Annotated in this window: 8 protein-coding genes; 3 read left to right on the top strand and 5 right to left on the bottom strand. The window is 57.8% G+C overall.

Going from position 1 to position 13,464, the window contains the following annotated elements:
- Positions 1 to 76 precede the first annotated feature (76 nt).
- The gene (locus U2949_RS16355; RefSeq protein WP_321288877.1) at positions 77 to 841 is read left to right on the top strand and encodes a glucosamine-6-phosphate deaminase; all 765 of its coding nucleotides are present in this window, start codon (positions 77 to 79) and stop codon (positions 839 to 841) included.
- Here the strand turns inward: U2949_RS16355 and U2949_RS16350 are convergent.
- The 5 genes from U2949_RS16350 to U2949_RS16330 all read right to left on the bottom strand — a co-directional run bounded on the left by U2949_RS16350 (position 794) and on the right by U2949_RS16330 (position 9,017).
- The gene (locus U2949_RS16350; protein WP_321288875.1) at positions 794 to 2,224 is read right to left on the bottom strand and encodes an efflux transporter outer membrane subunit; all 1,431 of its coding nucleotides are present in this window, start codon (positions 2,222 to 2,224) and stop codon (positions 794 to 796) included. The two genes, U2949_RS16355 and U2949_RS16350, sit on opposite strands and share 48 nt — an antisense overlap.
- 2 nt (positions 2,225 to 2,226) lie before the next feature.
- The gene (locus U2949_RS16345; protein WP_321288873.1) at positions 2,227 to 4,185 is read right to left on the bottom strand and encodes an ABC transporter permease; all 1,959 of its coding nucleotides are present in this window, start codon (positions 4,183 to 4,185) and stop codon (positions 2,227 to 2,229) included.
- Positions 4,179 to 5,357, bottom strand: coding sequence for an efflux RND transporter periplasmic adaptor subunit (locus U2949_RS16340; RefSeq protein ID WP_321288871.1), 1,179 nt, complete (start codon positions 5,355 to 5,357; stop codon positions 4,179 to 4,181). The genes U2949_RS16345 and U2949_RS16340 overlap by 7 nt, the downstream gene beginning before the upstream one ends.
- Positions 5,358 to 5,696: 339 nt before the next feature.
- On the bottom strand, positions 5,697 to 7,892 hold the full coding sequence (locus U2949_RS16335; RefSeq protein ID WP_035275079.1) for a TonB-dependent receptor: 2,196 nt from the start codon (positions 7,890 to 7,892) through the stop codon (positions 5,697 to 5,699).
- Between the two features lie 12 nt (positions 7,893 to 7,904).
- Positions 7,905 to 9,017, bottom strand: a complete 1,113-nt coding sequence (locus U2949_RS16330; RefSeq protein WP_026484221.1) for a YncE family protein — start codon at positions 9,015 to 9,017, stop codon at positions 7,905 to 7,907.
- Positions 9,018 to 9,234: 217 nt separating this feature from the next.
- Between U2949_RS16330 and mutS the strand changes: the two genes are divergently transcribed.
- Complete coding sequence (mutS, locus tag U2949_RS16325) at positions 9,235 to 11,871, top strand: DNA mismatch repair protein MutS (protein ID WP_321288867.1); 2,637 nt, start codon at positions 9,235 to 9,237, stop codon at positions 11,869 to 11,871.
- A gap of 237 nt (positions 11,872 to 12,108) precedes the next feature.
- Positions 12,109 to 13,299, top strand: coding sequence for a JmjC domain-containing protein (locus U2949_RS16320; protein ID WP_321288865.1), 1,191 nt, complete (start codon positions 12,109 to 12,111; stop codon positions 13,297 to 13,299).
- The last annotated feature ends 165 nt before the right edge of the window (positions 13,300 to 13,464 follow it).

Raw genomic sequence — 13,464 nt, 5'->3', positions numbered from 1 at the left:
TTTCGGAAGATCAAACTTCGCCGTGCTTGCGGCGAAGTTTTTTTCAACTTATTCAGCCCATACGAAGAACAAGATTATGTTTTTAGTCTTCCCCGATTCCGCCGCCATTGCGGCACACCTGAGCGCCCGTCTTCAGGACATTATTCGTCAGGATCCACAAGCGACTCTGGGTCTGGCAACCGGGGGGACCATGGAACCCGTCTACGCCCGTTTCGTACAGGACGTACGAGCCAATGGGCTGGATGTCTCCAAGATCAACAGCTTCAATCTGGACGAATATGTGGGTCTGGCGGCAGAGCACGAACAAAGCTACGCCTACTACATGCGCCAGCACCTGTTCGGCCAACTGCCTTTTGATGCCGCCCGTTTGCATCTGCCCAATGGCCTGACCAAAGAACTGGAACAGCACTGCCAGGACTACTCCGCAGCGATTGCAGCCAGTGGGGGCGTCGCCTTGCAATTGCTGGGCGTAGGCACCAACGGCCATATCGGCTTTAACGAGCCCGGCACTCCCTTTGACAGCCGCACCCATGTGGTGGCCCTTTCCGAGCGCACCCGTATCGACAACAGCCGCTTTTTTGATTCCATGGACGAAGTGCCGGCATCGGCCATCACCATGGGGATTGCCGATATTCTGAGCGCTCGTGAAATTGCCCTGGTGGTGACGGGCGAGCACAAGGCTCGCACCATGCTCAATTATCAGGAAGGCGGTGTCACGCCCGAACTGCCTTTCACGGCCTTGAAGCAACACGCCAACACCCACATCCTGCTGGATGAGGCGGCTGCCAGCCTGCTAGACCCCAACCTCTGCCACCGTCCCCTGATCAGTCAGGCTGCCTGAACTGGCTTGCCAGCCCCCGCCCAGCGCTCGGAAGAGCGCCGCGCGGGACTGCAAACGCGACTGCATCAAGCTGACGCGCACATCCTGAGCGGCGTACAAGGTACGCTGCGCATCCAGTAAAGACAGCAAGGTTTCCGAGCCGGAGCGATAACGTGCTTCGGCCAGTTGAAACGCCAGCCTGGCTTGCTCCCACTCCAGTTCCATGGTCTGCGCCTGAGCATCCAGGCTATGTAGTTGTGCCAGCACGCCTTCCACATCCATATAAGCCTGCACAATGGTCTGACGATACTGCGCCAACCATTCCTGCAAACGGGCGTCGCTCAAATCCTTGCCCGCCTGCAGACGACCAGCATTGAAGATGGGCGCCACCAGCCCACTGATCAGGCTGTAGACCGGATGGCGCAAGCTTTCTTCCCAATGATTGCCCGATGCCCCTGCCCGCGCCCCCAAGGTCAGGCTGGGATACAGGGCAGCGCGCGCCACATGCACATCGGCATGAGCCGCTGACAACTGGGCCTCGATGCGCGCAATATCAGGACGTTGCGACAGTAGCTGTGAAGGCAAACCTGCCTCCAGCTCCGGCACCTGCAAGCTGGCAATATCTTCCTGCGGTTCAGGCATGATTTCAGTACGGCCCAACAAGGTCGCCAACTCTACCCGCGTACGAATGGCCTGCTCTTCAATCACAAACAATTTGCGCTGTTGCGAAGCCAGCAATTGACGTTGCTGTGCCAGTTCCAAAGGCGAAGCCGCCCCCGCCTGCAAGCGTGCTTCCAGCAGACTCAACAAGCGTTGCGCAAGGGCCAGGTTTTGACGAGCAATGGCCACGCGCTGTTTGTCGCCCAAGGCTTGCAGGCTTAAATGCACCACCTGCGCCTGCACACTGACACGCAGCACATCCAGCTCGTAATTCGCCGCCCGAGCCAGGAACACGGCGCTGTCGGCCTGAGCACGATTGCGTCCCCACACATCCAGTTCGTAGCTCATGAACACACCAGCCACATATTGCGAGCGGGAATCGCCATGAGATGAAGAAAACGGCGAATCTCTTTGTGCAGAGACATTGCCCTGCAATTCCGGCAGCAAACTGGCTCCGGCCATGCGTGCCTGAGCCTGCGCTTGCAAGATCCGGGCCTGTGCCTGACGCAGCACCGCCACGTCCTTCAAGGCTTCCTGCATCAGGCTGTTCAAGGCGGGGCTGTTATAGGCACGCCACCACTCCGGCTCTACCTGAGCCAGTACAGGACTAGGTGTCGCCTTGGCTTGCTGTTGATACGCCTGGGGCAGCGTCGGCGGGGTTTTGTCCAGATCAGAGGACAAGGAGCCGCAAGCTTGCAGCAGGAGCGTGCTCATGGCCCCTACTATCCATCGGTAATGAGCCATGCTTACTCTCCTGCCAAAGCCTGAACGGGGTCCAGTGCGGCCGCCGTACGTGCTGGCATATAGCCAAAAACCATGCCCGTCACCACGGCGCAGCCAAAGGCGCCCAAGGCCGCCCGCAAGGAAAACACCACATCCACCCCACCAAAAATCAGGCCAATGCCCACCACAGCACCAGCCAGCACGCCCAGGCAACCGCCTGTAATCGTCAACAAAACCGCCTCGGTCAGAAACTGGCGCATGATGTCACTTTGCCGCGCACCGGTTGCTATGCGTATGCCAATTTCCCGTGTACGTTCACGCACCGTCATCAACATCACATTCATGACCCCGATACCGCCCACCACCAAAGACACGGCGGCAATCAGGCCCAGCATCATGCTCATGGCCTGACGCGTGGAAGCCTCTGCCTGCAAGCGAGCCGCCGCATTCCCGATTGAAAAGTCTTCTCGCCCACCATGACGCTGTGTCAGCAACTGGCGCATGTCTTGTTCCGCCTCCAGAACGGTGGAGCTGTCCTGCGCGTCAATCACCACGTAATCGGGCTGCGTCTGGGCCTGATACACACGGGCACGCGCCGCGTGATAAGGCACAAACACCATATCGTCGTAAGCCTGCGCGCCCGAATCGGCACCGCGCTCCTGCATTACCCCGACCACCTCAAAAGGTGAATTGCCGATCAGGAGCTGCTGCCCCAAAGGCACGTCCATATCAGGGAAGAATTGCTTGGCGGCACGATGTCCCAGAACCACCAGGGGAGCCAGATCACTGTCCTCGGCGTCGGTGTAGTAACGGCCTTGTGCCAGCTTCCAGCGGTGAATATCCGGCATGGTTTCATTGGCGGCAAACACATACACCTGGCGGTCCACGCTCCCACGCCGCACGGTAATCGGATCTCCAATCACCGGCATGACACGTCGTATCAGCGGCAGCTCGCCAATCGCCTCCAGATCCTCTTCTGTCAGCTGTCCCTTGGCGACCCCATTGGGCGGCGATGAACTGCTCAAGTAAATGATCGTGGTCCCCATCGTGCCCATCTGATCCATGACCCGTTGGCGGGCACCTTCGCCCACCGCCAGCATCACGATGACCGAGGCCACCCCGATGATCACACCTAACAAGGTCAAGGCCGTGCGATGGCGGTTAATGAACATGCTGCGCAAGGCGCTGCGGGTGGCATCCTTGATCTCCGAAACCCAGGGCGAGCGGCGGTGCTCGGGCGACGGCAAGGGCTGTTCAAGCTTGGGCTCGGTGGCCGTTTCTGGGCGGCTATCCGAGAGGATGCAGCCGTCACGAATTTCAATGATCCGGTCTGCCATCGCCGCGACTTCATGATCGTGCGTAATCAGGATAATGGTGTGACCAGAGTTCGAGAGCTTGCGCAGCAAGGCCATCACTTCTGCGCCACTGCGCGAGTCCAGCGCACCCGTGGGTTCATCGGCCAGAATGACACGGCCACCGTTCATCAAGGCACGAGCAATCGACACCCGCTGCTGCTGGCCGCCCGACAACTGATTGGGCCGGTTATCCAGCTTGTCCGCCAGACCTAGGCTACTGAGTAACTCTGCGGCCCGTGCCACGCGCGCGCCCTCATCCATTCCCGCGTAAATGGCAGGCATCTGGACATTTTCACTGGCGCTTTCAGTCGGAATCAGGTGATAGCCCTGAAAGACAAAACCAAAGGTCTCACGGCGCAACTGGGCCAGTTCATCAGGACTGAGCTGCGCGACATCCCGACCTTGAAAAAGATAGGTGCCGCTGCTGGGTTTATCCAGACAACCCAGCAAATTCATCAGCGTCGATTTACCGGACCCCGAGGCCCCCACAATCGCCACAAACTCGCCCGGCTCAATACTCAAGCTGACATCGAACAGAACCTGCACAGCCGGCTTGGTGCTGGGCGGGCCGCCATAGATACGGCTAATGTCCCGCAGCTCAATCAAAGGAGGTGCAGACCCTACCATTGCAGCCACCGCCAGCCACGCTCGGGAGTGAGCACCGCCAGAACAACGTGCTCTCCTTTAGCCAGCCCTTTCACGACTTGTACCTGGTGACGATTGCGCACTCCCAGGTCGACCGGCTTTTCCTGCACCTTGCCCCGCTCCAGCACCGGCACCGTAAAAGCATCCGGACCACGATCAGGGTCTGGACGTAAAGCCACCAGGGGTATCAGTAAGGCCTGGTCGGCACGATCAATCTCAAACAGCACCTGCGCCGTCATCTGCGGCATCAATTCGCCGTCCTCATTGTCCACATCAAACAGCACCGTATACATGATGGCCTGCGTGGCAGTCGGTGCCGCCGCCGTGCTTTCATCCTGAGTGCTGCCCTCTGGCGCAGGCATGATTTGGCGAACCTTGGCCTGCCATTGACGCGCCTGCGTTTCGCCCTGCTCTCCCAGAGTCGTGAAGGTAACGGCCATACCGGGCTTGATACGACGAATATCAGCCTCGGACACGCTGGTCCATACTGTCATGGTGCTCAGGTCTGCAATGCGCAGAATGTTGGGAGTTTGATACGTGGCATTCAGCGTCTGGCCTTCACGCGCCTGCACGCCAATGACCGCGCCACTCATGGGCGCATAAATGCGCGTATAGCCCAAGCGCGCCTCATCAGCTTTCAGCGTAGCCTGAGTCTGCTCCATCTGCGCTTGCACATGTGCTACCCGAGCCTGCGCAGTCGCCAGATTGGCTTGGGCAATCTGAATATCTTCCTGACGGCTGGCCTGCTGGCGCTCCAATTGGCGCTGGCGAGCCAATTGCTGACGCGCCAATAAAAGCTGAGCCTGCTGCTCGGCCAACTGGGCCCGGAACGCGGCCAAGGAAGCGCGGCCTGCATCGACCGTGGCCTGCTGTACGCTGGGGTCAATTTCCACCAGCAACTGGCCCTGCTCGACCTGATCGCCCGGCGCTACCGGCAAAGCCGTAATTTGCCCGGACACCTGTGCACCCACGTCCACATAGCGACTGGGCTTCAAAGTTCCCACCGCAGCAACGGTAGCGCGTATATCACTTTGCTCCACGGCCACCGTTTCAAACTGCTCTGAAGAGCGCCCAGCCTGTGCGGCGAGCGCCCCCAGCACCAGCACCGCCACCAGGGCCAACGCCCAGCGGCGCTTTACTGCTTTGGACTTCATAACTAATCCCAAAAAACCGTAGATCCGCACCCGCCGTATCATGGGCGGCAGGTGATCAAAAAACAAAAGTGGTCAAGAAGGCAGGTACTTGCTTAGACCAAAACCGGCTCCACGCCGCTTAGCAGACAAGGAGGTTCCCACCCAAACCGTGCATTCAAGCGGACAGGGCAGGAGGTCCTTTTCCAGGCCTTCCTTATAAAGACGTTTGAGAGCCCACTTTCCGGACATTTATTTTGTAAAAGTTATAGCGATGGGCTTGAAATAAGGGCGTCAAACATTGGCTGGACACCCTATGTGGTGGAGAACAGGCAGGAGTGTGCCCCCTGCCCGGTCCTCTCCTTAAAACTCCGCCGAGACACTCAGCATGAACGTGCGTGGCTGCGACAAGACCAGATAGCCATTATTGGGATAACCACCGACCGAAGCCCAATACGCCGTATCGGCCACATTCTCGACACTGGCCCTGAACGTCATGGGCACACCGGAGACCTTGCGCTGATAGCTGGCCCCCAGATCCCAACGTACCCAACCTGGCACACGGATTGAATTGGCCGAATCCGCGTAACGGGCCCCGGTTGCCAACAATTGCGTATCCAGCGACAAGCCTGTCACCTGCGGCACATCCCAGGTTAGGCCCAGACTGCCTTGCCAGCGCGGCACGCCAATCACGCGCTGACCTTCGCTCAGCGGGTCACCCGTGTTTTTCTGCTTGGTATCCAAGGCGGTCACCCCACCCAGAATGCGCAGGGAGTCCGTCAAATGGCCGTAAAAGCTCAGCTCCAACCCGTTATGGCGATCCTTGCCGGCTTCCACAAAGCGCAGATCGTCGTTCACCACACCACGCGGTTTGGTCGTGGTGAAGAAGGTCAGCCCACCACCCATGGAACCATTGTCGTACTTGACCCCCAGCTCTTTTTGTTTGGCCACAAAGGCCGACAAACGCTGCCCGGCGTTTTGAACCGGCTTATTGTTAAAGCGAGTCGGTGCCAGATCGCCTTGCGCCAGGCTTTCCGTGTAGTTGCCGTACAAAGCCCATTCATCAGTCAGCTTGAACACCACACCCGCAGCAGGGCTGGTGTGCTGCTGACGATCTTTGCGCTGCAAGGCCTGGGTGCCATAGTCATAGCTGCGCGTTTCCATAATTTGATGGCGCAGCCCCAACATGACTTCCAGCCTGTCATCCCAGAGATACATCAGATCGCCCAGGGTATAACTGGTCAATTTGCTGCGGCCCACCAAAGCGGGTGAACCCAAATCTCCCCCTGTATAGGCGAAGGGTGACAAGGCGTGGTTCACAGGATCATAAAGATTACTTTCCTGCACGCTGCCCATAGCCCAGGCATTTTTCTCTTTGTGGTCATACAAAGAAGCAGCAGCGACCAGCTCATGCAACACAGACCCGGTCTCAAAACTGGCACGCAAACCCAACTCGCCTGTTTTCACGTCATCACGTCGGGAGTTGTTGAAACGCGAAAAGGTGGTTTTTCCAGAAACGGCATCCGTTACCGTCTGGGTCGCAAGCTGATTTTTTTCCTTGCCATCTTTCATGCCAAAAGCAGCCCACAGGGTTATGGAATCATTCAGATCGTATTCCCCGCGTAACGTCCCAAAAATGGTTTTCTCATTAGAGTAGGTCCAGGGCTGGGCGAAGTTGCGCGTGTGCGAGGGCAAGCCCGGCAAAGCGGACAAGCCCGCCTTTAAAGCCACATTAGGCCGAACTTCACGCAGCTTATGCTCTTGATAGCCCAAGTCAGCCGACAAACGTACACGCTCACCACGCCAATCCACCCCTACCGTGTACAGGTCCAGACTGGTGTGCTCATTGTCGACCGCCGTATCACCACTGCGTTTGATGGCATTGATGCGAATGCCAGCCGCATCATCGGCAAAACGACGCGCAATATCCGCCTTGATCTGGCTTTGTCCGCCACTGCCATAACCTGCACCGACCTTGGTCAGCGGGTTCTCACCAGCCCGTTTGGGCAGCACATTGATCGTGCCCCCAATACCACCGCCGGAAGGTGCGGCACCGTACAGAAAGCCACCCGCGCCATGCAGCACCTCAATACGCTCGGCCAGTTCGGCAGCCGTCGCTTGCCGGGGCAGCAAACCAAACAAACCGTTGTAGGCAATATCATCGGACGCCGTCAAAAAGCCCCGAATGAAAAAACTTTCCTGAAAATTGCCAAAACCACGGGCTACGCGTACAGAAGGATCATGGCGTACCACATCGGCTACTGTGGACGCCTGCAATTGCTCGATATAGCGGCTGGTGTAGCTATTGACGCTGAAAGGCGAGTCCATGTTTTCAAGAGAACCCAATATCCCCACTCGCCCGCCGCTGGCGACCTGACCGCCCGCATACTCCGGCAACAAGCCCTGACGCGACGCATCCGCACTGGCATTAACGGTAATGGTGGACAACTCCTGCGGCTGGGCAACATCCCTCTGGTCTTGCGCCTGAGCCTGATAATGAAGAGCAAACAGAGACAGGACAAGAGAGCGTCCCAGGCAAGGCTTGAATAAGCTGGTCATCACGATTACCTATCAAGCCTTGATGTTCTTCAGATCAATACGCACCACACTTTCGCGCTTGCTGGCTTTGTACTGCGGAGTGGAAGGAGCTTTAACGGTGACGTACAACTGGCTGTCCGGGCCCAGCTCCAGGCTGTTGGGGTTATCAGGCAAGTTGTATTGCGCCTTGATCGCATAGCTGCCGCCATCCAGCACAGACACTTTGCCTTGCTCGCGGTGAGTCAAATACAGCTCGTCGCGATCAGCGTTATACAAAATATCCATGGCGTCCCCCACCGGCAGTTCCTGCAGCAATTTGCCGTTACGGGCATCCAGCACATACACGGTTTTCTGATCCTTGGTCTCGGTCACGTAAAGACGATTGCGGCTGGAATCCAGCGCGAAATTCAAGAGCAAGGCAGGTTTGACGCCCGCCGGTTTCCAGCGCTGTTCAATCTTGTTGGTTTGGGTATTGATCACCATCACTTCGCCGTCCCCGTTCGCGGCATACAGACGATGCGATCCCGAATCTATCAGCAGGCCGGTAACCCATTTGCCCGCGTTTTCAATGGTGTCGATCAGTTCCAGATTACGATCATCCAGCACCCAGATCACGGCCGGCGCACCTACAGCTCCCACATACACACGACCTTGCTGGGGATCGTGACGAATCGTGCGCGGCCCCATTTTGGTGTCATCAAAACTGGTATTGCTGAAGCGGACTCGCTCCAGGCTCCCGTCCTCTTTCAACTCAACTTTGGAGACGGCAGCAGCCAGACTATTGGTGACGTACAGGGTGTCGCCCGACGCGTTCGTCGCCAGGCCGAAGTTACTTTCATCGGTATAAATCGTCCCCTTCACATCCAGGGTGATCGGGTCCAGTTTATAGATCACACCTCCCCGAACCGAAGGCGCACGCTCTGCCGAGGCCACATACAAGGACTTATCAAACGGGCTGTAAACCGTTTGATAAACCCCATAAGCCAGATCCTTGCGCAAAGCCCCTTCTGCCGTAATAGAAGTCTTTTGCGCCAGCTCCGGCGTCAAGGGCAGCGAGACCGACTCGGACGGCTGTGCATGGGCAAGAGATCCGGCACTTAGCAAAGCGGCAGACAAGACAGACAAAGCAAGGCGACGTGTGAACATTTCAATATCCCGTGTTAGAAATAGAAGTGATTATCATTTGTATTATTGCATTAAGCACTTCCACGCTCAAAATCGGGTTATCCCTGCACCTTAAGGGGAAACACGCGGGACTAAATCAGCCGCTTCCCTATCCCCCACTTGACTGCCCTCGCTACAATATCGACTCAGCCGCCTTCTGGGCGGCCTTGTTGTTGAATTCCCTGACCTGTACTGCGCTATGACTTCTGCTGCCGATCTGTCCGCCCACACGCCCATGATGCGTCAATACCTTCAGCTCAAAGCGGAGGCTGGCTCGCATCTGCTGTTCTATCGGATGGGGGACTTCTATGAGATGTTCTACGCCGATGCCGAACGCGGCGCACGCCTGCTGAACCTGACGCTGACCAAGCGCGGTTCCTCCAACGGCGAGCCTATCCCCATGGCCGGTGTGCCTTTTCACGCCATGGAAGGTTATCTGGCGCGTTTGGTGGCCTTGGGCGAGTCCGTCGCCATCTGTGAGCAGGTCGGTGACCCGGCTGCCAGCAAAGGCCCAGTGGAGCGCAAGATCATGCGTGTGGTCACCCCCGGCACACTGACGGATGACGCCTTGTTGCCTCCCAAGGCAGACCGCCTGATTGCCGCCTGCACACTAATCAAGGTGCAACGTCAGGAAATGGTGGGACTGGCCTGGATGAACCTGGCCAGTGGCGAATTTCTGGTCAGCCAGTGCGAACCGGACATGCTGGATACGGAACTGAACCGTATCGGCCCGGTAGAACTGGTCTATCCCGAATCGCTGCGCCCTGCCCCGGAACTGCCGCAAGCCAGCTGCCACACCTTGCCAGACTGGCACTTTGCGCAAGATGGTTCGCGCGAAACCCTGCTGGACCATTTTGATCTGGATTCCTTGGCCAGCTTTGGTCTGGACGATCTGCCTGCGGCGACGGCGGCAGCCGGAGCCTTGCTGCGTTATGTAGGCAGCACACAATCCCAGTCTCTGGTTCACATCACCGCTATCCGCGTTCAACATAGCTCGGACTTTCTGGTGCTGGATGCCGTCACGCGCAAAAATCTGGAAATTACCGAAACCATTAGTGGTGAAACCAGCCCGACCTTGTTCTCCACGCTGGATCATTGCCAGACCCCCATGGGCAGTCGTTTGCTGCGCCGCTGGCTACATCACCCCTTGCGCCTGAACCACGCCGTTCAGCAGCGTCAGGATGTGGTGTCCCTGTTCTTCCAAACCCAGCAAAGCGCCAGCTTGAATGCAGGCGATCCTTTGGGTGTGCTGCGTCATGCCCTGCGTCGCTTCCCGGACCTGGAACGTATTGCCACGCGTATTTCGCTACGCAGCGTGCGTCCTCGGGAGCTGGCCAGCTTGCGCGATGCGCTGGTAACACTGCCTGAACTACGTCGGGAGCTGGAACAGAACTTTGCTCAGTCTGAACACTTGCATGGACATTTGTTAAGTCTGGCTCTGGACCCGGAGCTGGCTTCCTTGCTGCAGTCCGCCATCGCCTCCGAGCCCGCCTTGCTGATACGCGATGGTGGTGTCATTGCCGATGGTTACGACGCGGATCTGGACGAGCTGCGCAGCCTGGCCAGCGATAGCGGCGATGTGCTGGTGAAGATCGAAGCCCGCGAACGCGAACGCACCGGCATTGCTACCTTGCGCGTCGAATATAACCGTGTGCATGGCTTCTTTATTGAAGTCAGTCGCGGTCAGGCCGACAAGGTACCCGACGACTACCGCCGCCGCCAGACATTGAAAAACGCCGAGCGCTTCATCACGCCTGAATTGAAAGAGTGGGAGGACAAAGTCCTGTCCGCCAAGGACCGCAGCCTGAGCCGCGAGAAGTTCCTGTTCGATGAGTTGCTGGACAAGCTGCAAAGCTACGCAGGCCCCTTGGCCTTGTGCTCCAGCGCCCTGGCCGAACTGGATACCCTGTCCTCCCTGGCCTTGCACGCACTGGACAATAATTGGGTCGCTCCCGAGCTGACCGAGCAGGCTGGCATCTGGATTGAAGCAGGCCGTCACCCTGTGGTGGAGCACAGCATCGAGCGCTTCACGCCCAACCATTGTGAAATGCACGCGCAACGTCGCATGTTGCTGATTACCGGCCCGAATATGGGCGGTAAATCCACCTATATGCGTCAGGTTGCCCTGATTGCCTTGCTGGCCCGCATCGGTAGCTTTGTACCGGCAAGCACAGCCCGTATTGGACAGATCGACCGTATCTTTACCCGTATCGGTGCGGCGGATGATCTGGCTGGTGGCCGCTCCACCTTCATGATGGAAATGACCGAAGCAGCAGCCATTCTGGCCGGTGCTACCCCCTACAGCCTGGTGCTGATGGATGAAATTGGTCGCGGCACCTCCACCTATGATGGTCTGGCCCTGGCCTGGTCCATCGCGCATCGCCTGCTCAGCCACAATCAGGCTCTGACCCTGTTTGCCACGCACTACTTCGAGATCACGCGCCTGCCCAACGAGCTACCTGCCGCCGCCAACGTGCACTTGGCCGCCGCAGAATCGGCCTCCGGCATTGTGTTCCTGCACGAAGTTCAGGAAGGCCCCGCCAGCCGCAGCTACGGGATTCAGGTTGCACAGCGCGCCGGCATTCCCTCTGCGGTCATTCGTCAGGCCAGTCGTGAACTGAGCCGTCTGGAAGCACAAAACGATCCAAGCGCACAGTTGGATTTGTTCAATGCAGGCAGCGCTCCGGAGGTCACGGTCGCCGAGCCTGATCCGACCACAGAAAAAGCACTGGACTTGCTGGATCAGTTCAAGCAATTGGATGTGGATGACTTGAGCGCACGCGACGCTCTGGATTTGCTGTATCGCTGGAAAAAAGAGATGAAGGCGACGGGTTAAACAGTCCAGAAGGGAGCCCAAGAGGCTCCCTTCTTTATGCAGTTTTCCGAGGGCCGTTGGCGAGCAGATCGACAATCAATCATTCTTAGCCTCCCCACCGTGAGTCAATCACTCTATTTCGCGAGTATTTCTCTGGATTCTTTGCGCTGGATACGCCTGATACGCAGGCTAGCCATACACCGGGGCAGGCCGGATCAGTTAAGCTACGGGCTAATTTAATTCTTGTTCGGGCAGTCCATGATTATCGACCAGCCATTGACCCTTTTGGGCGGCATCAGCGCGCATGAGTTCATGCAAACCTACTGGCAACGCAAACCTTTATTGATACGCGGCGCCATCCCTAATTTCAAGCACTCGCTGAGCATAGACAATATCCGCGAGCTGGTAACGCGTGAAGAAGTCGAGTCGCGCCTGATCATCCATGACGGCGAAGACTGGGAAATGGAAACCGGGCCTTTTGACGAGCTGCCACCCGCCTCGCAACCCAACTGGACCGCCCTGGCACAAAGCGTGGATCTGCACGACGACAACACCGCCGCCCTGATGCGTCAGTTCCGCTTCATTGGCGATGCCCGTCTGGACGACGCCATGATCAGCATTGCTTCAGACGGCGGTGGCGTAGGCCCACACTTCGACAGCTACGATGTGTTCCTGCTGCAAGCCCACGGCAAACGTCACTGGCGTATCAGCCAGCAAAAAGACCTGAGCCTGGTGCCCGACCTGCCCTTGAAGATTCTGCGCAATTTCCAGGTAGAAGAAGAGTTCACGCTGGAACCCGGCGACATGCTGTATCTGCCCCCGCACGTGGCACATGACGGGATTGCAATTGGCGACTGCATGACGATTTCCATCGGCTTTCGCTCGCCTACCCAGGCAACACTGGCCCGTGGTTTGATGGATGCCGCCTCGGATCAGTTGGCCGCCGCCAGCGGCGAAGGCTTTGGCTTGTATGCCGACCCACCGATGCCCATGCCCGAGAGCCTGCAGCAGCGCTACACAGACCCGGATGCACAGGCCAGCACCACACCTGCCGCCTTGCCGGAGAATCTTGTTCAGAAGTCGCTGGATGCCTTGAACGCCATTCGTTTTGACGAAGCATTGGCCTCACGGTTCCTGGGCGTCTGGCTGACCGAATTGCCCAGCAATAGCTGGTTCGACATTGCCGAAGACCCGGTTGACCTGCACGATCCCGAGCTGCCTGCAGGTCGCTTGGTTTTGGATCGCTGCTCGCGCATGATGTATCGCGGCGATGAGCTGTATATCAACGGTGAGGTCGCCTCCTGCCCCGCCAGCCGGGCCCTGAAACAACTGGCCGACCAACGTGAACTCTTGATTCCCGGCGACAGTTTTGAAGCCCTGGATGAAGATGAACGCGAAATGCTGAATGCCTGGCTGGATGACGGCTGGCTGCAGTTCAAGGAAAACTGAGCACTGAGCCACTAACTCTGGCGAGTTCAGAAAAAAAGCAGGGCAGCTTGCAGGCTGCTTCGCTTTTTTACTGCTAACACCTCAGGAATCGAAAAACCGATACATTTGCTGGTTGCGGTTGCGGTTGCGGTTGCGGTTGCGGTTGCGGTTGCGGTTGCGGTTGCG

This window comes from Alcaligenes phenolicus (genome assembly GCF_032063905.1).
Classification (GTDB): Bacteria; Pseudomonadota; Gammaproteobacteria; order Burkholderiales; family Burkholderiaceae_B; genus Alcaligenes; species Alcaligenes phenolicus.
This window is presented reverse-complemented; position numbering and strand designations above follow the sequence as displayed.